Annotated in this window: 22 protein-coding genes; all 22 read left to right on the top strand. The window is 43.0% G+C overall.

From position 1 onward, the window contains the following. The first annotated feature begins 2 nt into the window (after nt 1–2). On the top strand, nt 3–1,436 hold the full coding sequence (nifD, locus tag BUB11_RS06450; protein WP_073028686.1) for a nitrogenase molybdenum-iron protein alpha chain: 1,434 nt from the start codon (nt 3–5) through the stop codon (nt 1,434–1,436). Nucleotides 1,437–1,460: 24 nt separating this feature from the next. Then, a complete protein-coding gene (gene nifK, locus BUB11_RS06445; protein WP_073028685.1) occupies nt 1,461–2,879 on the top strand; it encodes a nitrogenase molybdenum-iron protein subunit beta in 1,419 nt (472 codons plus the stop codon). A gap of 17 nt (nt 2,880–2,896) precedes the next feature. Then, nucleotides 2,897–4,264, top strand: coding sequence for a nitrogenase iron-molybdenum cofactor biosynthesis protein NifE (gene nifE / locus BUB11_RS06440; RefSeq protein ID WP_073028683.1), 1,368 nt, complete (start codon nt 2,897–2,899; stop codon nt 4,262–4,264). After that, nucleotides 4,257–5,552 (top strand): nitrogenase iron-molybdenum cofactor biosynthesis protein NifN, encoded by a 1,296-nt coding sequence (nifN, locus tag BUB11_RS06435; protein ID WP_073028681.1) that lies wholly within the window; start codon nt 4,257–4,259, stop codon nt 5,550–5,552. The genes nifE and nifN overlap by 8 nt, the downstream gene beginning before the upstream one ends. 138 nt (nt 5,553–5,690) lie before the next feature. Beyond that, nucleotides 5,691–6,092 carry a NifB/NifX family molybdenum-iron cluster-binding protein gene (locus tag BUB11_RS06430; RefSeq protein WP_073028680.1) on the top strand — a complete coding sequence of 134 codons (402 nt, stop codon included), beginning with the start codon at nt 5,691–5,693 and terminating at the stop codon, nt 6,090–6,092. A 78-nt stretch (nt 6,093–6,170) separates the two neighbouring features. Next, nucleotides 6,171–6,440 (top strand): ferredoxin III, nif-specific, encoded by a 270-nt coding sequence (gene fdxB / locus BUB11_RS06425; RefSeq protein ID WP_084110185.1) that lies wholly within the window; start codon nt 6,171–6,173, stop codon nt 6,438–6,440. A 366-nt stretch (nt 6,441–6,806) separates the two neighbouring features. Next, a complete protein-coding gene (locus tag BUB11_RS06420) occupies nt 6,807–7,643 on the top strand; it encodes a radical SAM protein (RefSeq protein WP_073028678.1) in 837 nt (278 codons plus the stop codon). A 25-nt stretch (nt 7,644–7,668) separates the two neighbouring features. Further along, a complete protein-coding gene (locus tag BUB11_RS06415; protein ID WP_073028677.1) occupies nt 7,669–8,784 on the top strand; it encodes a homocitrate synthase/isopropylmalate synthase family protein in 1,116 nt (371 codons plus the stop codon). A 115-nt stretch (nt 8,785–8,899) separates the two neighbouring features. Then, entirely contained in the window at nt 8,900–9,073 is a 174-nt protein-coding gene (locus tag BUB11_RS27475; protein WP_159436906.1) for a hypothetical protein, read from the top strand. Further along, nucleotides 9,060–9,266 carry a hypothetical protein gene (locus BUB11_RS29040; protein WP_073028675.1) on the top strand — a complete coding sequence of 69 codons (207 nt, stop codon included), beginning with the start codon at nt 9,060–9,062 and terminating at the stop codon, nt 9,264–9,266. Before BUB11_RS27475 ends, BUB11_RS29040 begins: the two co-directional genes overlap by 14 nt. 93 nt (nt 9,267–9,359) lie before the next feature. Next, a complete protein-coding gene (locus BUB11_RS06405; protein WP_084110183.1) occupies nt 9,360–9,767 on the top strand; it encodes an EamA family transporter in 408 nt (135 codons plus the stop codon). Between the two features lie 174 nt (nt 9,768–9,941). Next, the gene (gene ftcD / locus BUB11_RS06400) at nt 9,942–10,841 is read left to right on the top strand and encodes a glutamate formimidoyltransferase (protein ID WP_073028672.1); all 900 of its coding nucleotides are present in this window, start codon (nt 9,942–9,944) and stop codon (nt 10,839–10,841) included. Between the two features lie 254 nt (nt 10,842–11,095). Then, nucleotides 11,096–11,722, top strand: a complete 627-nt coding sequence (locus BUB11_RS06395) for a cyclodeaminase/cyclohydrolase family protein (RefSeq protein ID WP_073028670.1) — start codon at nt 11,096–11,098, stop codon at nt 11,720–11,722. Nucleotides 11,723–12,178: 456 nt separating this feature from the next. Further along, nucleotides 12,179–12,757: a TetR/AcrR family transcriptional regulator gene (locus BUB11_RS06390; RefSeq protein ID WP_073028668.1), complete on the top strand. Its 579-nt coding sequence runs from the start codon at nt 12,179–12,181 to the stop codon at nt 12,755–12,757. A gap of 50 nt (nt 12,758–12,807) precedes the next feature. Continuing rightward, nucleotides 12,808–14,058, top strand: a complete 1,251-nt coding sequence (locus tag BUB11_RS06385) for an efflux RND transporter periplasmic adaptor subunit (RefSeq protein WP_073028667.1) — start codon at nt 12,808–12,810, stop codon at nt 14,056–14,058. After that, complete coding sequence (locus BUB11_RS06380; protein ID WP_073028665.1) at nt 14,055–17,201, top strand: efflux RND transporter permease subunit; 3,147 nt, start codon at nt 14,055–14,057, stop codon at nt 17,199–17,201. The genes BUB11_RS06385 and BUB11_RS06380 overlap by 4 nt, the downstream gene beginning before the upstream one ends. 378 nt (nt 17,202–17,579) lie before the next feature. Continuing rightward, nucleotides 17,580–19,385: a translation elongation factor 4 gene (gene lepA, locus BUB11_RS06375; RefSeq protein ID WP_073028663.1), complete on the top strand. Its 1,806-nt coding sequence runs from the start codon at nt 17,580–17,582 to the stop codon at nt 19,383–19,385. Nucleotides 19,386–19,488: 103 nt separating this feature from the next. Then, nucleotides 19,489–20,682 (top strand): radical SAM family heme chaperone HemW, encoded by a 1,194-nt coding sequence (hemW, locus tag BUB11_RS06370; protein WP_073028662.1) that lies wholly within the window; start codon nt 19,489–19,491, stop codon nt 20,680–20,682. A 187-nt stretch (nt 20,683–20,869) separates the two neighbouring features. Further along, nucleotides 20,870–21,901 carry a heat-inducible transcriptional repressor HrcA gene (gene hrcA, locus BUB11_RS06365; protein WP_073028660.1) on the top strand — a complete coding sequence of 344 codons (1,032 nt, stop codon included), beginning with the start codon at nt 20,870–20,872 and terminating at the stop codon, nt 21,899–21,901. A gap of 138 nt (nt 21,902–22,039) precedes the next feature. Continuing rightward, nucleotides 22,040–22,645, top strand: a complete 606-nt coding sequence (grpE, locus tag BUB11_RS06360; protein ID WP_073028659.1) for a nucleotide exchange factor GrpE — start codon at nt 22,040–22,042, stop codon at nt 22,643–22,645. A gap of 19 nt (nt 22,646–22,664) precedes the next feature. Further along, the gene (gene dnaK / locus BUB11_RS06355; RefSeq protein ID WP_073028657.1) at nt 22,665–24,500 is read left to right on the top strand and encodes a molecular chaperone DnaK; all 1,836 of its coding nucleotides are present in this window, start codon (nt 22,665–22,667) and stop codon (nt 24,498–24,500) included. Between the two features lie 806 nt (nt 24,501–25,306). Continuing rightward, on the top strand, nt 25,307–26,416 hold the full coding sequence (gene dnaJ, locus BUB11_RS06350) for a molecular chaperone DnaJ (protein WP_073028655.1): 1,110 nt from the start codon (nt 25,307–25,309) through the stop codon (nt 26,414–26,416). Nucleotides 26,417–26,425 lie beyond the last annotated feature (9 nt).

Here is a 26,425-nt window from a genome sequence, read left to right as displayed (position 1 = left end):
TTGTGAGCACAAAGGAAACAATTGAATTCAGAAAACAAGTCGTGGAAGATGTCTTGGAGATTTACCCGGAAAAGGCCAAAAAGAATCGGAGACAACATATTGCGGTCAAAGATAGTGAGTGTGCCAGTTGCGCAGTCAAATCCAATGCGAAAACAGTTCCCGGGATCATGACCGCACGGGGATGTGCTTACGCTGGAGCTAAAGGGGTTGTTTGGGGTCCGGTCAAGGATGTGGTGCATATCTCCCATGGACCGGTAGGGTGTGGCTATTATTCTTGGGGCAACCGCCGGAACCTGGCAGATGGAGAAATCGGTGTTGACAACTTTGTGCCTTTTCTCTTCACCTCGGACTTCCAAGAAAGCGATATCATCTACGGCGGGGACAAAAAACTGGAGAAAATAATTGACGAGGTTGTGGGACTTTTCCCGAACGCCAAAGGTGTTTCAGTTCTCTCAGAATGTCCTGTCGGACTGATTGGAGACGACATTGAAAGTGTCGCTCGCCGCATGAGCGAGAAAATTGAACTTCCGGTCATCCCGGTTCGTTGTGAAGGATTTAGGGGAATAAGCCAGTCCTTGGGCCATCATATTGCGAATGATGCCATTCGGGATCATCTGATAGGTAAAGGTCCGGCCAGAGAAATCGGAAAATACGATATTGGAATTATTGGGGATTACAATATTGGCGGAGATGCCTGGGCCAGTAAAAAAATTCTGGAGGAGATGGGTTTAAAGGTTGTCAATATTTGGACGGGCGACTCCACCCTGGAAATGCTTCAGAATGGACATCTTGTCAAGCTTAATTTAATCCACTGCTTCAGAAGTATGAATTACATTGCAAAACACATGGAAGAAACCTATGGAACTCCTTGGATCGAATTTAATTTCTTCGGACCCACTAAAATTAAGGAATCAATTCTAAAAATTGCTGCCCAATTTGATGACTATATTATGGAAAAAGCCTTAAAAGTGATTGAGAAATATACAGCACCAATGCAGAAAGTGATCGATATCTACCGCCCGCGCCTGGAAGGGAAAAGCGTCATGCTTTATGTAGGAGGGCTTCGACCGAGACACATTGTGGGAGCTTATGAGGATTTGGGCATGGAGGTTATCGGAACAGGCTATGAATTTGCTCATAATGAGGATTACGAGAAAACCATTCCTGCCTTAAAAGAAGGAACGTTGATTTATGACGATGTGACAGCTTTAGAGCTGGAAGAGTTCGTAAAGAAGCTTAAGCCTGACTTAGTTGGATCAGGAATCAAAGAGAAGTATGTCTTTGAAAAAATGGGTCTTCCCTTCCGCCAAATGCATTCTTGGGACTATTCAGGTCCTTATCACGGATATGAAGGATTCCCTATCTTTGCTCGGGATATGGATATGGCCATTAACAGCCCAACTTGGAAATCTATCAAAGCTCCTTGGTCAAAATAAATCGGGCAGAAAGGATGTCACACAATGGAAACTTGTACTAAGGTAACAAAAGAATGGCTGAATACTCAAGAATACCGAGAAAAGAATTTTGCCCGTGAAAAGCTGGTCATCAATCCGGCCAAAGCTTGCCAACCCCTGGGCGCCTTGCTTTGTGCCTTAGGAATCGAAGCAAGCCTCCCGTTTGTTCATGGTTCACAAGGATGCGCCGCCTATTTTCGCAGTACCCTCTCCCGCCATTACAGGGAACCGGTCGCAGCAGTATCTGATTCTATGACTGAGGATTCTGCGGTATTTGGCGGACAGTCTAATCTTATTGAAGGTTTGAAGAATGCTAATGCACTTTATAGCCCTAAGGTGATCTCTATGTTCACCAGCTGTATGGCTGAAGTCATTGGGGACGATATCAATGCTTATTTAGGCAATGCCAAAGAACAAGAGGCCATTCCCAAAGATCTTCCCGTAGCATTAGCCAACACCCCAAGCTTTAAGGGGTCGCATATAACCGGCTATGACACCATGCTCAAAGGTCTCATTGAGTGTTTAGCTGTGCCCAGGCAGGAAGACAAAATCAACGACCGACTTTATGTCGTTCCTGGTTTTGACACTTATACCGCCAATCTTCGTGAATATAAACGACTTCTGAAAGTAATGGATGCACCTTTTACCCTGTTGCCTGATCAGAGTGATGTTTTGGATGCTCCTAATTTGGGCACCTACGAATTGTACCCAGGGGGAACACCTATTACAGAAATGAACGAAGCTCTAAACGCTGGAAGTTTCTTATTTGCACAGACTTACTCTACTCCCACAACTCGTAAATATCTGGCCGGCAAGGAAGTCCCGGTCGAAGTGATTTCCATGCCCATCGGGATCGCGGGCACGGACAAATTCATAGAAGCCGTCGCCAAATTCACGGGGAAAGAGGTACCGGAGGAAATTACCATTGAACGGGGACGTTCCATCGATGCCATGACGGATGCCCATCAATATATTCACGGCAAGAAATTTGCACTCTTTGGTGACCCGGATGTTCTGATGGGCGTGGTTTCATTCTTGCTGGAAATGGGAGGAGAACCGGTCCACATCGTTTGCACAAATTCCACCCCATTATTTAAGAAAGCCATGGAAAGTATGCTGGAGGCCAGCCCTTATGGTCAAGGAGCCACTCTTTATGCGGGCAAAGACCTTTGGCATCTCAGATCCCTTTTGGTTACGGAACCAGTCGATATGTTAATTGGGGACTCCCATGGTAAATGGGCTGCCCGCGACGCCAATATTCCGCTGGTCAGAATAGGTTTCCCTATCACGGATCGGGTGAATCTCCATCGTTATCCCATCATCGGGTATTCCGGAGTTATTAATATGATAACCATGATCGTAAATACGTTTTTGGAGGAAGTCGACAGGAATTCCCCAGAGGCATACTTTGAAATGATGCGTTAAAGAAGGGAGGGGTCTTTGTGTTTACCAATCTTACAAAATTGGATCTCAAAGATAAAGAATGCATGTCGGATGCCGGTTCGCCTAAATTATGCATGAAGGCCCTGCCCGGCGAAGGTGCAGAGAGAAGTTGCGCTTATGACGGGGCGCGAGTTGTGCTCATGCCAATTACTGACGTAGCCCACCTTGTTCATGGACCGATTGCCTGTGCCGGGAACTCTTGGGATAACAGAGGAGCTCGCTCCTCCGGTTCCCAACTGTACCGACGGGGACTGACCACAGATATCATGGAAAATGATGTAATCTACGGCGGAGAGATTAAGCTTAAAAAGTCTATCTTGGAAATCGCGGCGAGACATAATCCGAAAGCAATCTTTGTCTATGCAACCTGTGTCTCTTCATTAATAGGGGATGACGTGGAGAAGGTTTGCCGGGAAGCGGAAGCTGAACTGACTATTCCGGTGATTGCCGTTAATTGTCCCGGCTTTTTGGGAGATAAGAATATTGGAAATCGTATTGCGGGGGAGGTCTTATATGATCGGGTTATAGGAACCGCTGCCGGTTCGGATGAGAAAATACCCCTTTCCATTAACCTGATCGGAGAATATAACATTGCCGGAGATCTTTGGGGGGTTTTACCCGATTTAAAAAACTTAGGAATTACCCTTCAAACAGCTATTACAGGGGATGCCAAGTTTGATGACTTGCGTTCAGCTCACAGAGCCAGTCTTAATGTGCTTATCTGCTCTAAAAGCTTGACCAACTTAGTCCGGAAAATGGAAATTCGCTATGGCATACCCTTTATGGAAGGCTCATTTTACGGGATTCATGACACCTCTGAAACGCTGATTAAGATTGCCAAAGCACTGGGTGATCCTGATTTAGTAGAGAGAACTTTAGTCTATGTTCAAAAGAAAGAAGACCAAACACGTAAAACCATTGCAGGCTATAAAAAGTTGCTTGAGAATAAACAGGCCATCTTATTCACGGGCGGGGTTAAAACTTGGTCGATGGTGTCGACCTTGGCTGAATTAGGGATCAATATCTTAGCTGGAGGAACCCAAAACTCGACACCTGAAGATTTCCAGCGTATGAAAGAATTGATGGATCCTTCGGCCCAGATCATCGAAGACACAAGTTCAGCGGGCTTTCTCAAGATTATTGCTGAGAAGAAACCGGACCTGATCGTGGCTGGAGGGAAAACAAAGTATCTGGCCCATAAAACAAGAACTCCTTTTTTGGATATTAACCATGGACGAAAACTTCCTTATGCAGGTTATCAGGGGATGATTACCTTCGCAGAGACCTTAGCTCGCACAGTGCTTAGTCCTGTTTGGGGACATTTAAAACGGGAATTCCCGCCAAGAGAGGGTGAACTAGATGACTAAGCTAAGACATTATAATGGGAACCCTCAGAAAAACAGCCCTGCCTTAGGAGCCACTCTGGCCTTTCTGGGTGTCAATGGACTTCTGGCATTACTTCATGGCTCTCAAGGATGTTCGTCATTTATCCGCTTACAGCTTTCCAGGCATTATAAGGAACCCATTCCCCTTAATTCAACCGCTTTATTGGAGGAGTCAGTCATTTTTGGGGGGTGGGATCATCTTAAGAAAGGAATTGCCGTGGCGGCGGATAAATACAAGCCTCAAATTATTGGAGTTATGAGTTCGGGTCTCACGGAAACCTATGGAGATGACATGGTAAGTGCTCTGGCCAGTTTGCGTTTAGAACGTCCGGATTTAGAGGATCTGCCAGTGGTGCTGGCCAGTACACCAGACTATATCGGTTCTATGCAAGAGGGTTATCAGCGAACGGTGGAGGCTCTGCTCATGACCTTAGCCGGAAAGACCAACAAGACTAAGTCCCTGGGACTTGCGGATTTTAACGATGCTCCTTCTGTTGCGCTCTTGCCTGGCTGTCATTTAACGCCTGGGGATGTGGATGAACTAAAAGAGATTGTCAAGAGCTTCGGATATAGGGTGATTACGGTTCCTGATCTTTCGATTTCATTGGATGGTCATGCTGAACTGGAGGCTGCACCGGTGGTACAAGGTGGAACGCTGATCGAAGAGTTTCAGCGCTTGCCGGAATGTAAGGCTTGCTTTTCCTTTGGGCTAAGTATGGAAAAGGCCGGAGAATTCCTGAAGAAAACTTACCAGATCCCTCATTTTAATATTCCATCATTAACTGGTTTGACTGCAACAGATACCTTCATCTTAACCTTGGCTAAGATATCGGGTAAGACGATACCGGAAAGGCTTTTGCGCCAAAGAAGCCGTTTATTGGATACCCTGGCAGATTATCATGACCAACTTGGCGGTCAAAAGATTGCCATAGCCCTAGAGATGGATCTTTTGTATAGTCTGGGCTCATGCTTGGTCGAGGTTGGTTCGGAAATTTCTGTAGCCTTGTCGGCGTCCCAAGGAAGCGGTAATACCTTATCTTTACCTTTTCCTGTAGAAGTAGGTGACCTGGAGATTCTGGAGGAAAGGGCCGCAGATTGTGATTTGATCATTGCCAATTCCAACGGACGGCAAGCTGCAGGAATGCTTAAAGTTCCTCATCTCCGAGCGGGGTTACCAGTTTTTGATCGTGCCGGTTATCCACAAAAACGTTGGATTGGGTATGAAGGTACTCAGCAGTTTTTGTTTGATATGTTAAATTCACTGAGTTAAGAGCCGACCCTTCAAATTCCCTTGCTTCCATAGGGGTAGATTTGATAATGGCTTATTACCAAAGGGCCTTAATATCACTGGCTGATGCTAATGATTGGGGGAAAAAGAGATCTTTAGAGATTAAAAGGAGGTATTAGTATGCTGGTAGCCTTTGCTAGTAGCGACGGAAAAACCATTGACTCGCATTTTGCTTCATCTCCTTCATTTGAGATGTATAAATTCACGGAGGAACCGCAAGAGATTATCCATACATCCCTTGCCGCTGAAGATATGGAGGAATCCGAAGATAAAGTTGATGTGCGAATTAAGATGCTTAAAAAGTGTGCCATTGTGTACTGCACCCAGATCGGCGGCCCCGCAGCAGCCCGGTTAGTGCAAAGCGGTATTCATCCTTTGAAAGTACCGGAAGGAACGAATATTGATGATGAACTTAACAGGCTGAATAAATTGTTGCAATCCAAAAAGCTGCCGCCCTGGTTAAAAAAGAAACTTGGAAAAAGTGCTAAGGCTGAGGCCGTTTCAAGTATTAAGTTTTTCTAGGATTAAAGTGCTTAAGTTTGAGAAAGAACGGAGAAATCGAAGTAACTAAGGACTCATCGAGAAGGAGGATGGACAAAATTGAGTGACATTTTAATATATAAAACTTTTGGGGGATTACCCTGGACTCCAAAATTTGTAGAAGAAATCGATAAGGCTTTGTGCCTGGGATGCGGACGATGTGTGAAATTATGTGTCCAGGAATGCTTAGGTCTGGAAAGTTTCGAAGATGATGAGGGGACAGAACGTCACGTTGCCAAGATTGTTAATAAGGATCAATGTATTGGTTGTCAATCTTGTGGTAAGATCTGCGTTCGACGCGCGTATACGTTTAAGGCAAAATCAGCTTGATTTTGCGAAAAGCGAAGTTCGAGGCGCGAGTTCAACTGAGTGTATGTGTGCGCTGCTAGGCTTGGAAAGGGGATGTATTCACTGTGAGGCCGCTATTGCGGAATTAGTATTCCGAGTATAAAACTCCCTACGGTCATCATCCAAACCAAGATGGTTAAGATTAGAGCATCGTCGTGACTCAACCAAGGACGGTTGAGATTAGAACACCACCATGACACAACAAGGATGGTTGAGGTTAGAGCAGCACTATGGTTGGCTAGATGCCGTGTAGGCAAGGTGTCGTGTTTGAGGCGATGAATCTACGTATTGCAGTAGGACTCTTAAAAAGTGAATTAACAAATAAGATGAACGATGGGAGAGATTAATATGCATAGAGAATGTAATCATGCTAATATGACTGGACCAAATTTAAATCAAGGACATCCTTGTTTCTCAACCTCCGGGCATGGAAAAACCGGACGGATACACTTAGCGGTAGCTCCGGAGTGTAATATATCTTGTAATTATTGTGTGCGCAAATTTGATTGTGCCAACGAATCACGTCCGGGAGTAACAAGTAAGGTAATTAACTCAGATGAGGCGATCGAAACAGTCCTTAAGGCAAAATCCTCTGCAATAGGATCTCAACTAACAGTTGTAGGAATTGCGGGTCCTGGAGAACCCTTAGCCAATCAAGAAACGTTTGAATCTATGAGAAAGGTGAAAGAAAACTTTCCGGATATGACGCTTTGCCTGAGTACCAATGGACTTCTTTTACCGGAAAAACTTGCTGAAATGCTGGAGATTGGAGTTTCTCATGTTACGGTAACCATCAATACCCTAGACGAGCAAGTGGGTGCTAAAATATATAGTCATGTACACTGGGAAGGAAAGAAAATGATTGGTCCTGATGCTGCAAGGGTACTGATCAATAATCAATTATTAGGACTTGAGCAAGCGTCCAAGGCCGGAATGACGCTGAAGGTCAATACTGTGGTTATTCCTGGGGTCAATGAGCATCTTTTATATAGTTTAGCTTTAGAAGTTAAAAAACGAGGAGCGCATATTCACAATTTGCTGCCTCTAATCCCTCAAGGAAAGCTCGCTCATAATATGGCTCCCCCCAAAGAGCTAATTAAAAATTACCGAAGCATCCTAGGCTCAATTCTTCCTCAAATGATGCACTGTCAACAATGCCGTGCTGACGCAATTGGTTTGGTCTGATGATTAGAAAGGGGTTAAATTCAAGATGGAGCAACGGGTTTTATTATGTGATACAACCCTGAGAGATGGTGAGCAAGCTCCCGGAGTCGCGTTCGGTTGGCCAGAGAAAGAAATGATTGCACGGGCTTTGGTGGACGCAGGGATCGATGAGCTGGAAGTAGGAGTACCTGCTATGGGTGCTGCCGAAGCTAAGAAAATTTCACAACTAGCCGCTCTAAATCTGCCAGTTCGGTTAATCACTTGGAATCGAGTCGTTTTATCGGATCTTTTGGCAAGTTATCGAACAGGGGTTGAGGGAGTCGCCATTTCTATTCCCACTTCGGAACAACAAATTAAGCATAAGTTAAATAAGGATCGGGCTTGGCTGCTTGATCAGATGGGTCAATGTGTGCGTAATGCCAAGCAAGAAGTTGGCTATATCGTTCTCGGAATGGAAGATGCCAGTCGAGCAGATATAAATTTTCTGAAAGAGATTATTACAGAGGCCAAAAAATTAGGGGTTGATAGAATAAGGTTTGCTGATACCCTGGGGATTATGGACCCCTTGAACGTTTTTTTTACTCTGCAGGATTTGACGAGGAGATCGAGGATTCCTTTAGAATTTCACGCTCATAACGACTTAGGAATGGCGACGGCTAATTCTCTGGCAGCGGTTCAGGCAGGCTTTAAAGCGGTAAGTGTCACGGTTGGAGGTTTAGGCGAGAGAACTGGTAATGCTGCCCTCGAAGAAGTTGCGGTTGCTCTGAAATACTGTCTCAAGCGAGAGGTGGGACTTGATTTTAAACACTTAAATTCAATTGCCTCGATTGTAAGTTCAGCAACTGACCGTAAGATACCTCGCGCAAAACCGATTATTGGAGCTGACGTTTTTACCCATACGTCTTCCATTCACATTGACGGGATACAGAAGGACTATGCTAACTACCAGACTTTTCCGCCGGAGAGTGTAGGCAGAAAGCACTCTGCTGCCTTTGGCAAGGACACCAAGTTTAAGAACGTTGTTCGGCTGCTCAAATCAAGAGGAATGAACTATGATCATGACACGGTTAATGAACTGTTAGGGAAAACCCTCGATAAAGTTCATCAGTTGAACAGGCCCTTGGAGGAAGAAGAAATCTTAGGAATCGTGTTAAGCTCATGACAGGTCAAAAGAAACGACAAAAACCTTCTTTTAAGCACATTGCTTGAAAAGAAGGTTTTTGTCATTTGGCGTAGAATTGGACGGATTGGATTACTTTACCGAAAGAGGATACATAATGTCTTTAGATTGGTTTCAATTAGTTTTAATCTATATTTTCGCAAATTCAGCCTCTAAGATTATCCAAAAACAGGCGTTAAGGATCAAGATGCTGATCCTGCGGCCTTTAGTGCATTTTTCCTATTTGTTGTGGGGTTCTCAGCATTCCACTCCTTTGGGTGGAGAAGCCTAGTATCACGAATAGTCTAGAGCTGTGGTTGGTGGTTATACTTTCAAGTGTTTTTTATACGGTTTGTATGGTTTTATATTATAATGCCTTAAAGAGTACTGAGGTCAGCCAGGTTGAAACCATTGCGACAACACGATCAATCTGGTTTTTGGTATTTGGGAATCTTTCTCTTTGGAGAAACGGTCAATTTAAGTAATTTCCTGGGCATCGGCCTTATTTTTGGGGGCTTAATTATAATATATTGGAATAAAGGGGCTTTAAGAGCTTTGGGAGACCTCACCTCTACACCCTGATCTACTCTCTTTTAATTAGTGCTGCTTATGCATTGGATAAGATTGCTCTAAACTCTTTCTCGGTGGTCTTATATCAAGTAGCTGTCTACATAATTCCAGCAATCTTTACGGTGATTTTTATTCCTAAGACGTTCGGAAATATAAGATATTTTTTAAAACCACAAAAAAACACTTTGATTATTCTCTTAAGCGCTGTCTTCCAAATGATTTCTACGTTAGCACTTTATGCAGCCTATAAATATGGCGGAGACCTTTCAGTGGTTGGACCCCTTGCCCAAACATCTACGGTTCTAACAATACTCGTTGGCATTGTAATTCTCAAAGAGAGATGGAATTTGAAACGAAAAATCATTGGAGTTATACTTGTCTTAGCTGGGGTTGCTCTGCTTAAGCTTTCTATATAAATATGAAGAAATGGACTGTCTTTTCTCTAAGGTCAGAAAAAGGGCAGTATTTATATAGATACATAAGACATCAAAGGGGAATTAGCTTTGGTTATATTTGCAGATATAAGGACTAAGGCTGGAACTTAGGTTGGAGTAAAAAAACCTATAATTATAGAGAGGGGTCAAAATGCAATGGGAAAACTCGTTGAATGTGTACCAAATTTTAGTGAGGGGCGTCGTCCAGAAGTTATTGAGGCTATCGCAGGGGAGGTTAAAAAGGTCAAGGGGGTAAAACTTCTTGATGTTAAGCCTGACGCAAGCCATAATCGTACGGTCGTAACCTTTGTGGGGGAACCCCAGAGCGTTAAGCTTGCCGCCTTTAACGCCTGTGCCAAAGCGTGCGAATTAATTGACATGGAGCAACAGCAAGGTGGGCATCCGCGGGTAGGTGCGACTGATGTCATCCCGTTTATTCCCGTTAAAGAGGTTAGCATGGAAGAATGTGTTCAGTTGGCCAACGATCTTGGTTCTGAGATTGCCGATAAGTTGGGTATTCCTGTTTATTTGTATGAGGAAGCAGCTAAAGTGCCGAGCAGAAGAAGGCTTCCTGATGTTAGAAAAGGGGAGTATGAAGGGCTTAAAGAGGAAATAAGTAAACCTGAACGCCATCCTGATTACGGTCAACCTAAACTGCATCCAACTGCCGGTGCTACAGTAGTTGGTGCACGGCAATTCTTGGTGGCCTACAATATTAATCTTGGCACGAATGATCTCAGTATTGCTAAAAAAATTGCCGATTCCATCCGCGAGGTCAAAGGAGGATTCAAGTATGTTCGAGCAATGGGAGTAATGCTGGAGGATCGAGATGTCGCCCAGGTGTCTATTAATATGGTTAATTACACAGGCACCCCATTGTTTCGGGTTTTTGAGACTGTGAAATCTGAAGCAGCTCGGTATGGCGTGAGTATCATTGGCAGTGAATTAGTGGGAGTCACTCCTTTGCAGGCGCTCCTGGATGTCGCTGAGTTTTATTTGCGTTTAGAAAACTTTGACCGCAAACAGGTTTTTGAAGAGAATCTAACGGAAGACTAACTCGAGGTTAGAATTTCGAAGTTCGAAGTTTAAAGATCGAAGATTGGTTTACAGCTCAAAGTTTTTAAGGTTCCAGATGTTAAAAGTGTTTTACAGTTAACTCATGCAACTAAAGTTGAACATTAAGACTTTGGTGGGGGAGTCTTACAATTAGATTAATATCATAGTAAATTAGATTGGTTTCTAAACTTCAGATGATCTGAAGTAAAATTATCGAATATCGAACAACGAACATTGATTAGGGGGTAGAATTAATGTTAGTCAACAAGACAGTGTGTGGATTTGTTGAAGAGTTAGCGAGTAATTCAGCAGCACCTGGCGGCGGGAGTACGGCCGCTCTTGCTGGATCATTAGGGGCAGCATTGAGCATCATGGTTTGTAATTTTACAGAAGGTAAGCCTAAGTTTAGTAGTGTTCAAGATGAGATAACTCAAATTAAGCAAAAAGGGCTGGCCTTAAAGAATGATTTAATGGACTATGTTGATGGGGATACGAATGCCTTTGATGAGGTCATGAAGGCCTATAAATTACCTAAGGAAACAGATGCCGAGAAAAGTCTAAGGTCAGAAAAAATACAAGAGGCAACAAAACAGGCAACACTGCTGCCCCTTAAAGTAGCGGAGTCCTGCGTAGAAGTCTTAAAACTTTCGCTAAAGGTCTTAACAATCGGTAATCCAAACACTGCCTGCGATGCTGCAGTTTCTGGAGTCACAGCTTATGCAGGTTTTCAAGGTGCGATTTTCAACGTTAAGATTAATCTGAGTTCAATCAAGGATGAGACATTTCTTCAAAAAGTCCGAGATAAGATCCTAGTGTTGCAAGACGAGGCGGATAAATCGAATCAGCTAATTTTAGCTCGAGCTAAAGAGGTTATTGGTTAAGGATGGAATGGATAAGAGAGCCTTCGATGGAGGCTCTCTTAAAATTCATAGGCGAAAAACTAACCATACATGAGTGTGCATGAAATGTCGGATAGCTCTATTCTATCGGAGGGAGGGGGTCAGATCAATGGATTTGCTTGAAAGATAAAATGGAGTCTTAAATTATATTGAAGAAAGAGCCTCTGGGGTTGCTTAGTGCATCCACAAACTTTTCGGAAGGGCGAATGGAGGTTTGGTTCGGCCGTAGAGTCAGGGCATTGAATTGAGGAGATCTTAGAAATCAAGCGCCTCTGAAAAGCGTTGATTATCGGCTCAAATTTGATGTCTATAAAGGCTAAAGAAAATGTTATGCTAAAGGATTGACAAGAGACGCCTTTATCATATATGTTAGTAAGTACTTACATAGCATACTGGGAGCTATACAAATTATTATTTTATGAGGAGAGTTTTGATAGTATGGAAAAAATAACTATGGATAAACGATTGGGAAAGGAGGAGCGAATCCTCCATGTAATTAAAATCGCCAAAGGGTTGTTTATAGACCAAGGCTATTCAGCAACTTCAACAGCACAAATCGCTCGTGAGTCAGAGATTGCAGAGATAACCTTATTTAGGTATTTTCCTACGAAACGAGAACTATTTGAGGCAGTCATCAAACCACTTGTGGATTTTGAAGGGGTTACAATGACTCCCTCAAATAGTGAACCATTTGTGAAATCGGATATATTTAAAATATTACACAAAAAAACCTGTTTCGCTAAAAAGGAACGGGAACTTGTACGTTTAGTCATTATAGAATCTCAACACCAACCTGATTTGGCCGGCAAATTTAACCCAGTGGCCAATACTTCAAGTCAATTACGAGACTTTTTACTTGGAACAGGCCTTGATCAAGAAACTTCTCAAGTTATTGTCAATCTGATGATGGGGCTAATATTAACGATTGTTTTTACGCCACGCTATGATGAGGGATCGATCGATTTAACAGCCAAGATAATTGAATCGCAAATTAGGCAACTTCTTAACCATGCTTAAAATAATATTCTTGATGCCGAATGATGAGTGTTATACGAGGAGTGATTGAAATGAAAAGGAATATGCTAATTTTCATAATTATGATAGTGCTGCTAATTGCAGGGGGCTTAGCTGTTTTCAAAGAAGACGCAGTGCCGGTTTCTAAGGAGCTTGGCATACCGATTAAAGTCGAAACCACAGAAACTGGTAGTTTGACAAAAGGAATAAACTATATTGGTACTATTGAGCCTGAAAATTCTGTCACAGTATCCTCTAAACTAACCTCAGAAGTGATGCAAAGAAATGTTCAGGAAGGGGATCTTGTAAAAAAAGGGGATATTATCGCTAGATTAGATGATAGCAATTTAGTTGCTGTACTCGATAGCACAATGAAAAAAATTGAAACGTTGCAGGTGAGTTATGCTTACCTGAATAAAGACGTTGATACTTATTATACAACCAGCCCTACGGTTAAAAAGATTGAAACCTTGGAGTTAAGTCATACCTATCTAAGCAAGGAAGCAGAGAAATACAAAATATTATTAGACAATGAGGCTGTAGCTAAAAGCACTTACGATAAAGTTAAGCATGAGGCAGACATGGTTAAAATGCAATTAGAAGAAGCAAAGGCTTCTTCGGAAAGTGCTTATAATCAATTAAAAAGTCAAAGAGATTCAATCGAAGCGCAGTTGAAAGAGTTAGAAGCTAAAGTAAACGAATTAAATATAAGTATTGCTGATGCGAGTATTGTTGCACCGATCGCTGGCAAAGTAAGAACGATCTATTATCAAACGGGTGACTTAGCTGCCGGAGGAAAGCCCTTTGCTATTATTGATGAGATGGAGAGTTTGATGGCCAAGGTCAATGTTTCGGAACAAGACTTAGAAAAGATAAGCGTTGGGAGTAAGGCGGTTTTAAATATAACAGGGGTCATCGACGGGATCGAGGCGAAGGTAACTAAAATCCCGACTAGTGTGAACTCCAATACAAGAATAGGTGAAGTAGAAATAGCTATAAGCGAGTTAGGCGGAAAGGATATCCCTGCAGGAACTAGTGCCGAGGTTAAATTTATAACGGATGAGCTAAAGGAGGTAATAGTAATCCCAAGGACGACGATAAAAAATTTGAAAGATAAGGAATTTGTTTATGTCATTGAAGATGGCGTGGCTCATGAGCAGGAGATAAAAACAGGCTTAGTTGTGGGTGATAGTGTACAGGTTGTAGAAGGATTAAATGCCGGAGCAGCAATAGCTGGTAATAATTTGACCAGATTATATGACGGTGCCAAAGTATATGTCGCAGAAGGAGAAGACGAACAATGAATATTGGCCAATTTTCCTTAAAATATAAATACTTTGTTTTATCCTTGGCTATAGCTATTGTGCTGTTTGGTCTTTATGCGAAATCTACCATAAAAACCCAGATGTCTCCTGACACTAATGCACCAATGACAACGGTTATTGTCCAATACCCGGGGGCTTCAGCAGAGGACGTGGCCAAAGATATAGTAAAACCCATGGAGGATGAATTTGGATCCTTAGATGGGTTAACAAAGCTTAAATCTACCAGCCAAGATAACGTGGCATCTATTCGGTTAGAATTTAATTACGGTATGGATGTAGACCAGGCAGCCATTGATGTTCAAAATTCAGTGAATAGAATCAGAGGAACCGTGCCTGCTACGATGCAGGAGCCGAGGGTGTTAAAGTTTAGTTCCTCTGATAAACCCGTTGTGACGGTCAGTTTAAGTAGTGATTCAGCAGACTTGAAAGACCTTAGACAGCTGGCAGAGGACAAAATAGGATTCGATCTTCAATTAGTAGAAGGAGTTGCTTCAATAAACCAATTTGGTGGGAACATTACTGAAGTTCAGGTGAAGCTGGATAAAAACAAGCTAGCTGCCTATGGACTGACGATGGATCAGGCTGCTAAAGCCTTGTCTCAAAATAATATTAAAGCACCCGGCGGAAAACTAATTGATAATAACAAAGAAATACTGATAAGAGTAGACGAGAGTTTCCAGGATATCGAGGATATCAGAAAACTTCGTATACCCTTAGCCGGTGGAAACTTTGTTTATCTTGAAGCTATCGCTGAGGTTAAGGTGTCTATTGAAGAGCTGGAAAGTGCTTATAGATTTGATGGCAAGGATTCCATAGCCATTATGATCACTAAAAAGTCGGATGCCAATACGGTAGAAGTAGTGCAAAATATTAAAAAAGAACTTGAGACTTTAAAAGTAAATTATCCATTTATTGATTTTGAAATTGCTCAGGATGATTCTACATTTACGAACCAGATGGTCGATAATATGACCTCTAGTGTATTTATGGCCTTGCTTTTTACTGTGATCCTTATAATGCTGTTTATATCCAATGTTAGTCAGTCGTTTGTTATTTCGGTATCCATGCCGCTAGTTTTTATGATTACCATTGGATTAATGAAACTATTTGATATGAAGCTTGATATGGTGACCCTTTCAGCTTTGATACTAAGTATCGGCTTTGTCGTAGATGGTGCCATTGTTGTAGTTGAAAATATTATGACGCATCATCATGATTTGGGGAAGGATATGTCAACAGCTGCGATAGATGGTACAGAGGAAATAAGTATGCCGGTTATAGCAGGTGTTCTCACAACCTTAGTCGTATTAATACCTCTTTTATTTATTCAGGGTTTTGTAGGAGAAATGTTTAGACCATTAGCTCTGACAGTTATATTCGCTATTTCTACTTCTGTAGTAGTTGCCCTTGTAATTATCCCCTTATTTACAGTTATGTTCGATAAATTTAAGTTTAGAAAAGCAGAGAAATTTATCAAAATTGTAACGGTACCCTTTAACAACCTAATGAACAAGGTGTTGAATTTTTATTCGGCTTTATTAAAAATCTCACTTAAGCACAAGTCTAAAATGTTTGTGGTGATTATAGTGCTATTGGTGTTAAGTGCAAGATTTTTAGTTACCAATGGGGTGGAAATGTTACCCAAGTTTGACAGCGGCACCAGTTATGTTTCCCTTGAAATGAAACAGGGGACCGCTTTGAGTGATACGGCAGAAGCGGTCGGGATTATTGAAAAGATTCTAAGTGAAGAAAAAAGTGTCATAGGCTATGATACTCAGATTGGGTACGAAAAAGATAGCAATCAACTCAGCGATTTTGGAATTATGGGTATAAACCAGGCGGTTATCACTATAAATCTAACTCCAAGAACAGAAAGAAAAGAAACAATCTGGGAATTCCAGGAGAAACTGAGGGCTCAGATAGACCAAATTCCAGACATTCAGAGATTTGTTGTCAAAGAAAAAGGTGGAACTGCAAGCAGTAGTTCGTCAGCGCCATTGGATATAAGGATCAGCGGACCGGACCCACAGCTTCTTTATAATCTGGCCATTGATTTGGAAGAAAAGATAAAGACGGTTGAGGGAACTACCAATATCTACAAAAGCTATAACATGGATAATCTCCAGCTTAATATCAGAATGAATAAGGCAAGGGTACAGGAATTGGGATTAACGAATGCCCTAGTTGCGCAGCAAATATACAATTCAATAGAAGGCATAAAGGGTACCACCATGGACCTAGAGGAAGCGGATAACGTTAATATTTCTGTTGAGTATATGGATGAATACAAACAATCTATTGACAGTCTGTTGGAGGTATCGATTAGCACCCCTCGAGGAGAAAAAATTCCGTTAAGAGAGATTGCTTCTGTTGATGAAGGTAAGAGAGCGAATATCATTACCAAAGAGGATTTGGAATACACAATTGATATTTTGGGGTATACCGATACCAGAGCATTCAGCCACATCACTAAGGACATACAGAAAATATTAGATACCTACCCATTGCCCAGTGGTTATTCGGTTGGGCTCACCGGAGAAAATGAAGATATGGGCGATTCTATGAAAGATATGCTTTTCTTGTTGGCGCTCGCTGTAATCTTTGTCTATCTTGTGTTAGTTCCGCAATTTAAATCCTTTTTACATCCAATTACCATTATGGCTACAATTCCATTGGTGATCATCGGAATTGCTCCGGCACTATGGATAGCGGATAAATACATTTCTATGCCAGTACTTTTAGGAGTAATCTTACTTGCTGGTACGGTTGTTAATAACTCAATCCTTGTTGTGGATCAGGCTATTATTAATCAGAATCAGGGGCTGTCTATCGAAGATTCAGTGTTAACTGCGGTAAGGTCAAGATTCAGGCCTATTATGATGACAGCGCTTTCAGACGTTGTCGGTATGTTACCGTTAGCATTGCAGCTTGCCCTAGGTTCGGAAAGATTTTCACCGTTAGCGATAGCTGTTGTAGGGGGTATGTTGGCAGCGACTTTTCTGACCATGATAATAATTCCGGTCATATATGCAACATTCGAGAATTTTAAATCCAAACACCGCAAGTCACTAGGGGCCATCAATACTAAGGGGAGTTATTCGAATAGTAGTTCTTACGTTTGATTATAACTGAATTATAAAATGATAACACAATAAGCACATTGGTCCAACAGGATTCTTTAGAACGTCAATTGAAAAACGTGCTTAACGAAGAGAATACCTTTGTAATCGAAAGTGTCCCTCCTGCTGATAAAAACGTTATCAATGAAGACAAAGATTCCGATTTAGAAAAGGTGCTAGAGAACAGGATACCTTTTTTGAACAATTATTCATTCAGAAGTGGTTTGAGAAGAGGAAAGGTATACTTTAGGTGATTTTTGATTATTGTCAATGACTTAAGCTAGGAATTCTTGCGAAATTCCCCCCTAAGCTGTTATACTAAGTATTTAGAATATCTAAATTTGCATATTTAAACTTGTTTATAGAAATGAGGGCAGGACCTTGGCACAGGCTTCACAACGTATCCGAAATTTTTCTATTATTGCACATATTGATCATGGCAAATCTACTTTAGCTGACCGGCTGATAGAATATACCGGGGCCTTGAGTAAACGAGAAATGGAAGCGCAAGTTCTTGATTCCATGGATTTAGAACGTGAACGTGGGATTACGATTAAATTGCAGGCCGTGCGGTTAAATTATCAGGCTCATGATGGAAAAATTTATGAGCTTAATCTGATTGATACGCCGGGTCACGTCGATTTTACCTATGAGGTATCTCGCAGTTTGGCAGCCTGTGAAGGGGCCCTGTTGGTTGTCGATGCGGTTCAAGGAATTGAGGCCCAGACCTTGGCTAATGTTTATTTAGCTTTAGATAATAATCTGGAACTGATTTCGGTTATTAATAAGATCGACCTTCCCAGTGCTGAGCCTGAGCGGGTTAAACAGGAAATTGAAGATGTCATTGGTTTAGATGCCAGTGAGGCTATTCTGGCTTCGGCAAAGACAGGAGTTGGAATTGAAGAGATCCTGGAGAGGATCGTGGCTATGGTTCCACCCCCCAAAGGAGATGATGAGGCACCTCTGAAGGCCTTGATCTTCGACTCGAAATTTGACGCTTATAAAGGTGCTATTTCCTATGTCAGGATTGTAGAGGGACGAGTTACTAAGGGTACGACGATGAAAATGATGTCCAGTGGAAAAACCTTTGAAGTAACTGAGGTAGGAGTGTTTGCTCCCTCGATGCGTATTGTCGAAGAACTTAGAGCCGGTCAAGTCGGATTTATCTGTGCAAGTATCAAAAATGTCAAGGATACTCAGGTTGGAGATACGATTACGGATGCAGATAACCCCGCTGATAAAGCCCTGCCCGGTTACAGGAAGGCCACTCCCATGGTGTTTTGTGGACTCTATCCTGTGGAGGCCAGCGATTATAATCGGCTTCGGGATTCCTTGGAAAAGCTTCATCTCAACGATGCAAGTCTGATTTTTGAGCCGGAAACCTCAATTGCTTTGGGCTTTGGTTTTCGGTGCGGATTTCTAGGCTTACTCCATATGGAGATTATTCAGGAACGGTTGGAGCGGGAATATGACCTTAATTTGATCACTACGGCACCCAGCGTAATTTATAAGGTGACCACATTAAAAGGGGAAGTTTTAAACATCGATAATCCCTCAAATCTCCCCACGGTGGATCAAATTGTCAGTATAGAAGAGCCCATTGTTATTGCCACGATTTTGGTTCCGTCTGAGTATGTGGGGGCGATCATGGAGCTTAATCAAGAAAAGCGCGGAACCTATTCTGCTATGGACTATGTGTCTAAGAGTCGGGTGAAACTGATTTATGAACTTCCATTAAGTGAGATCGTTTTCGATTACTTTGATCAATTAAAGTCACGAACTAAAGGATATGCTTCTCTAGACTATGAGCTGTCGGGTTATAAGGAAACGGATCTGGTCAAGATAGACGTCCTTTTGAATGGGGAAATGGTGGATGCGCTTTCATTTATCGTTCACCGAGCAAAGTCTTATAATCGGGGAAGAAAGCTTGTTGAGAAACTGCGCGGCATCATCCCCAGACAGATGTTTGAAATTCCCATCCAGTCTGTGATCGGGAATAAAGTTATTGCTCGTGAGACGGTTAATGCCATGAGAAAAGATGTCTTGTCTAAATGTTACGGGGGAGATATCTCCCGTAAACGAAAACTGCTCGAGAAACAAAAGGCCGGCAAAAAGCGTATGAAGCAAGTAGGTAGTGTGGAAATACCACAGGATGCTTTTATGGCGGTATTGCAGATCGAGGACTAATGGTCGAGGAATCGATAAGCCAAGAGGTCTGTTAGTTGAAGAATCTATGATCAGGTATGCCTGCTAGGCAGCATAAAAAACAAGGGAAAGAGTGTATATTCCTATGCCGTCTTTATACGTTCACGTTCCGTTTTGTTTCCAAAAATGTGATTACTGTGCTTTTTATTCTCATTCCCTGATAGATTCTCCCAAGGATCTTATCTCCGTGTATTTAGAGGGTTTAGAAATAGAGATGGCAAAGATGCAAAAAGATGCCCCTCAAGGGGTGTCTTCTCTTTTTGTTGGTGGGGGGACTCCAACTGTATTGAAGGAGACCGATCTAGAACGCTTACTTAAGATGATTCAACGGTATTTTTCCATGGGCTTGGGAGTGGAGCAAACGATGGAAGGGAATCCGGGGACTATTACAGATGAGAAGGCCAAACTGATAAGGAGTCACGGGATTAACCGATTTTCCCTGGGGATCCAGTCTTTTAATGACCAATTGTTAAGCGCTGTGGGGCGAATTCACACTGCTAAGCAAGCTCGTGAAGCTATCAGACGATTGAGAGAGGCAGGGTTTAAGAATCTGAATCTGGATTTGATGTTTGGGCTTCCCGGCCAAACTATGGATTTATGGCAGGCTTCGCTGGAAGAAGCACTCTCCTATTCCCCTGAACACCTGTCCCTCTATGGGTTAATGCTGGAAGAGGAAACACCGCTTTATGAACGATACGCGGGAAAAACGAGGGGGGAAAAAGGTGAGTCACGAGAGGTGCGAGGGACGGTGCTTGAGGTTGATTTGCTTCCGGATGGGGACCTGCAGGCAGAGATGTATGAATGGGCTGTGATGCGATTAAGACAAGGGGGATACAGGCAATATGAAACCTCGAATTTTGCGCGTCCCGGTTATGAATGTCAACATAACTTAGGGTACTGGCGCGGGGCAGATTATATAGGCCTTGGACCGGGAGGGGTATCTTGTTTGAACAGGGTACGCTGGAAAAACATCGAAGAAGTACATGCTTATGAAAACCTGTTGCGCAAGGGGCAGAGCCCTCTGGATGAGTTAGGGAAAGAGGTGCTATCTTTGCGCGAGTGTATGGCAGAGCGCATGATTTTAGGCTTGCGTCTTGAGGAGGGAGTCAATTTTAAGACATTTGAAAAGGATTTTGGGGCGGATCTTAGGGATATTTACAGATCCGTTTTGGAACGCTATAAAAATGAGGATGTTTTCATCATAGTCAAGGGTGACTATTTATGCTTAAATCCCAAATATGCTTTTGTAGCAAACTCTATCTTACAAGAATTTGTTTAAGCCCTTTTATGTGAGACTAATATCTTTAAAATGATTCTTGACAAAGCGAAAATGACGTGGTAATGTGAAGACATCAACTGTTAGCACTCATCGACGGAGAGTGCTAACAACGAAGAACATAGCTTGATTGTTGTTGAGTATCTAGGTACTTTAGATGGGAATCGGTTAAGAAAGCGGGGGAGCATGTATGCAAATGGATGAACGCAAACGAAAAATATTACGAGCGATAGTTCAGGATTATATTGCTACCGCCGAACCGATTGGTTCTCGAACGATTGCCCGTAAGTTTGATCTGGGTGTATCCTCAGCTACTATCCGAAATGAAATGGCTGACTTAGAAGATTTGGGGTTTATTGAACAACCGTATACTTCTGCAGGGCGAATTCCTTCGGATGCAGGGTATCGATACTTTGTGGATTGTCTGATGGATCCTCAAGTACTTAATCCTGAGGATATGGAGATAATCGAGCGTGAGAGTACGAAAAGAATCAATGAACTCCAGGAAGTCATAGCTCATACCAGCAAATTATTATCTGAGCTGACAAACTTAACGAGTCTTGTTCTAGGACCACATAAAGGGAAGAGTACTTTCGGAAAAATGCATTTTCTGCCGTATCAACCGGGTCAGGTTATTATGGTGATTGTCAAAGAAAATGGCGTGGTGGAAAATCATATTATTGATGTCGGCGAGAATCTGACGGCGGAAGAACTGCAGCAAGTGGCTGGAGTCTTTAACCAGAAAATGCGCGGGTATTCCATAGGTCAGGTTAAACGCAGTATGCTTCATGAAATTTATAGTGAGTTGTCGAGGCAAAGACTCCTTATAGATAACGCTTTAGATATGCTAAGAGCTATATTGGATGATAACGAGGAAGAGGAGCGTATCCATCTCGGGGGAACTCTCAATATGCTCAATCAACCAGAATTCAAGGATTTGAGCAAAGTTAAAACGTTGTTCAAAGTTTTTGAAGAGAACGAGTCCTTGAAAAAAGTATTAACCCCCCGCCAGGAAGGACTAAATGTGACTATTGGTGGAGAAAATACATTGAAGGAATTTCGTGATTGTAGCATAATCTCTGCAACTTATAAAGTTAATGGATTAATGATCGGGGCGGTGGGCGTACTGGGGCCAACCCGTATGGATTACGCCAAAGTCATTGCTATTGTTGATTTTATGACACGAAGTTTGACGGAAGTTTTAACGAAGCGCAGGCGGTGACGTGGGTCACGAAGGCTGGGCGGGAACTGGGAACGACGGGGAATGGGTTATTGTTTGATATGCGGTGACTGAGCCTTTTGGTTCATTCTATATAAATAAAAAAACTTATGATGATTAAGTTGCGAGAGGTGATTATGCATGGCGCGAATGAGAGAAGAAACTCTCAGAGGCCGAAAGCTTAGTACGGATGAGGACCAAGTGGGGGATGCGCAAGAGCGTGACCTTGAGAATCCTCCGGGAGAAGATAGTCTGGGTAGCGATGATATGAGTCCTTTAGAAAAAATTATGACGCTAGAGGCGGAGCTTGCCCAAGCCAAAGCTAAAGTAGATGAGCATTACGATCATTTGTTAAGATTACAGGCCGAATTCGATAATTATCGGAAACGGACGCAGAAGGAAAAAACAGATATCATTAAATATGCGTCTGAACGTCTTGTAGTTGAGTTGCTCCCTGTTCTGGACAATTTTGAACGGGCAGCGAGTTCAGCTCAATTAAACCCCGATTTTAATGCTTTTTCTCAAGGGGTGGAAATGATTTTCCGTCAATTGCAAACTGCCCTCAATAAGGAAGGACTCAAGGTGATCGAGGCTACGGGGCAACCTTTTGACCCGAATCTTCATGATGCAGTGCTCCGAGTTGAGTCTGATGAACATCCTGAAAATACTGTCGTAGAAGAACTGCAAAAAGGGTATTACCTTAAAGAAAAAGTTTTACGTCCCAGCATGGTAAAAGTTTCGAACTAGTTAAAGGAGGAAGATTATAATGGGTAAAATTATAGGTATTGACTTAGGTACAACTAACTCTTGCGTGGCAGTTATGGAAGGTGGAGAAGCTGTTGTCATTCCTAATGCGGAAGGAAACCGTACAACTCCATCCGTCGTTGGTTTTTCTAAATCTGGTGAGCGACTAGTCGGACAGGTGGCTAAACGCCAATCCGTATCTAATCCTGATAAAACTGTCAGTTCCATTAAACGTCACATGGGCACAGATTACAAAGTGAAAATTGATGATAAAACATATAGCCCTCAAGAAATTTCTGCAATGGTTCTCCAAAAACTCAAAACAGATGCTGAAGCTTATATCGGGCAACCGGTTACTCAAGCGGTCATTACAGTACCTGCTTATTTTACAGATGCCCAACGCCAAGCTACTAAAGATGCCGGTTCCATTGCGGGACTTGAAGTCCTTCGGATTATCAACGAGCCTACGGCTGCGGCCCTTGCCTATGGTCTTGACAAAAAGGATGATTCAACGGTTTTGGTGTATGACTTGGGAGGCGGTACCTTTGATGTATCAATTCTCGAATTAAGCCAAGGTATGGTTGAAGTGAAAGCTACAAGTGGGAATAATAACCTGGGTGGAGACGATTTTGACCAACGCTTAATTGATTATATGGTAGCGGAATACAAGAAAAGTCATGGCGCAGATCTCTCTAAAGACCGAGTTGCTCTTCAACGCTTAAAAGAAGCGGCAGAAAAAGCTAAGATTGAGCTTTCAGGTGTTACAAATTCCAACGTGAACCTTCCGTTTATCACAATGACGGAAGAAGGACCTCAACATTTGGATATGAATATTTCTCGAGCTAAATTTGAAGAAATCACTTCGGAACTTGTAGAATCCACCATTGGACCTACACGCCAAGCGATTGAAGATGCTAAACTGTCTTGGAACCAAATTGATCAAATTATTTTAGTGGGTGGATCTACTCGTATCCCTGCAGTTGTAGAAGCTATTAAGAAATTAAGCGGTAAAGATCCTCATAAAGGTGTTAACCCGGATGAAGTGGTCGCCATGGGTGCGGCTATTCAAGGGGGCGTGCTCAGTGGGGAAGTTAAGGATATGATCTTGTTGGATGTTACTCCGCTTTCCTTAGGGATTGAAACCCTTGGTGGAGTATTTACCCGGATCATTGATCGTAACTCGACCATCCCTACCACGAAATCTCAGACATTCTCAACCGCTGCTGACAATCAAACCTCTGTTGACATTCATGTGCTCCAAGGAGAACGTGAAATGGCAAGCTACAATAAGACTCTGGGACGTTTCCAATTGACAGGAATTCCTCCTGCACCACGCGGTATTCCACAAATCGAAGTCAAATTTGATATCGATGCCAATGGTATTGTTCACGTTTCGGCTAAAGATGTGGCTACCGGAAATGAACAAAAAGTGACAATTACTTCTTCTACCGGTCTTTCCAAAGAAGATATCGAGAAAATGAAGCAAGATGCTGAAGCTCACGCAGAAGAAGATAAGAAACACAGAGAGTTAATCGATGCTAAGAACCAAGCGGATTCACTGGGCTACCAAACAGAGAAAACTCTGAAGGAATTTGAAGGTAAGGGTGATGCTGCCGAAGTTGAAAGCATCAAGAAGGCGCTGGAAGAGCTGAAAACAGCGGGTGCCGGTGAAAGCGTTGAAGAGATTAATGCTAAAACTGAAGCTTTGAATAAAGTTCTTCATCCTTATATTGAAAAGATGTATCAACAACAAGCGGCTCAAGACCCAAATGCTGGGGCACAACCTGAAGCTGAGCCTTCTAAGAAAGATGATGATGTTGTGGATGCTGAGTTCACTGAAGTGAAGAAGGATCAATAAAGGGGTTTGGGGTCGTCCGGGGGGGACGGAGTGAAATTGCTCCGCTCACCCAAGGCGCCGTCGCTATCACGCTTGATTACGAGGCGAGCTAAGGCAAACCTCTGGGCTTACTGCATGTGCGTCGCTCCTTGCCATCCTTGGCACCGCGACATCAGTCCATCCATGGACAAGTCCGGTGCCACGCTGGCGCCTCGTAATGTAAGCTCAATTGATCGCGACTCTGCTGGATGGATTCGCTCCGCAAGTTCACTCCGTCCTGTCTGGGGTCGACGGGGTAAGGATCGACGAGGGGGAGGGCTGGAGCGAAATTGCTCCGCTCACCAAGGCGCCGTCGCTATCACGCTTGATTACGAGGCGAGCTTAGGCAAACCTCAGGGTAATACCTGATGTGAACCGGTGCCACGCTGGCGCCTCGTAATGTAAGCGCGATTGATCGCGACTCTGCCTAATGGTTCACTCCGCAAGTTCACTCCAGCCTGGCTGGGGTCGACGGGGGCAGGCCCGACGAGATTAGAACATTCTAGGGTGAAGTTGAATTGCTACGCTCTCAACTTAATTGATTGAAGCCAATATGATGGCTAATTGGGTGTTTTCGCTTCGTAAGCGTGACTGGGTGATATTTTATTTAGGATATTTTTGGGGGTGCAAAGGCTTGGAAGGCCTTTGTGCCCGCATTTGTTTGTAGAAAAGTTAAAATAGATTCCCATTAAATTGGATATTTCCTTGTGCTTCAGGCCGAAGGATCATATAATACTATAGAACTTTACTGTCTAAGTATGGGTTAAGCAGGAGTGTGGAGGAAAATAATGAAACGCGATAATTATGAAGTGCTCGGGGTCGAGCGGAATGCCGGTGAACAGGAGATTAAAAAGGCTTATAGAAAATTAGCCCGCCAATATCATCCTGATGTTAATCCGGGTAATAAGGAAGCGGAAGAGAAGTTTAAGGAAGTTACTGATGCGTACGATGTTTTAAGTGATCCGGAGAAGAGAGCGCGTTATGATCAATTTGGTCATGCAGATCCTAGTCAGGGTGGATTTGGAGACGCTGGGGGCTTCGGTGACATTTTTGATATGTTTTTCGGCGGAGGCGGCGGCGGACAACGGCGGGGCGGTCCGCAGCGGGGTTCCGATTTGCGCTATGCAATGACCTTGAGCTTTGAAGAAGCGGTGTTTGGCGTAGAAAAAGAAATCCAGATTCCCCGGGATGAAACCTGTATGGATTGTCAGGGTTCAGGGGCTGCACCTGGAACGCATCCTACCACTTGTTCTCAATGTCATGGAAGTGGGCAAGTCAAGGTCACTCAACGAACACCCTTTGGTCAAATTCAAACGGCAAGAACCTGCTCAACCTGTAATGGGGAAGGTCGTACTGTCAGCAGTCCCTGCTCTACCTGTCATGGACAAGGGAAGGTCCGCAAGGTTAAAACTATTAAGATTAGTGTTCCTGAAGGGTCTGAAGACGGCTTAAACTTAAGGTTGAGCGGAGATGGTGAAGCAGGGGCGAAAGGCGGGCCGCCTGGAGACCTGTATATTATCTTACAAGTAAAACCACACAAGTTCTTTGAGCGTGATGGAAATGACATTTACTGCGAGATTCCGATCACCTTTGTACAAGCAGCTTTGGGTGCGGAGATTGATGTGCCAACTCTAGATGGAGTGGTTAAGATGAAAGTTCCCGAAGGGACACAAACGGCTACCATCTTTAGGCTTAAAGCGCATGGTGTCCCGCGTCGTCGAGGAACCGGCCGCGGAGATCAGCACGTTCGAGTGGTTTTGACAACTCCAACTAAGCTTAATGAAAAGCAAAAGAAACTCTTGCGTGAATTCGGGGAAGTTACTTCTGAACAACAACAAATGGGTAAAAAGTCCCTGTTCGAGAAGTTCAAAGAAAACCTTCGCGATGCAATGGGGTAAAAAAGGAGT

Origin of the sequence: Desulfosporosinus lacus DSM 15449 (assembly GCF_900129935.1) — a bacterium.
In the GTDB taxonomy this organism is placed as follows: Bacteria; Bacillota; Desulfitobacteriia; order Desulfitobacteriales; family Desulfitobacteriaceae; genus Desulfosporosinus; species Desulfosporosinus lacus.
Note: the sequence above shows the minus strand (reverse complement) of the source record. Positions and strands in the feature narration are given on the sequence as shown.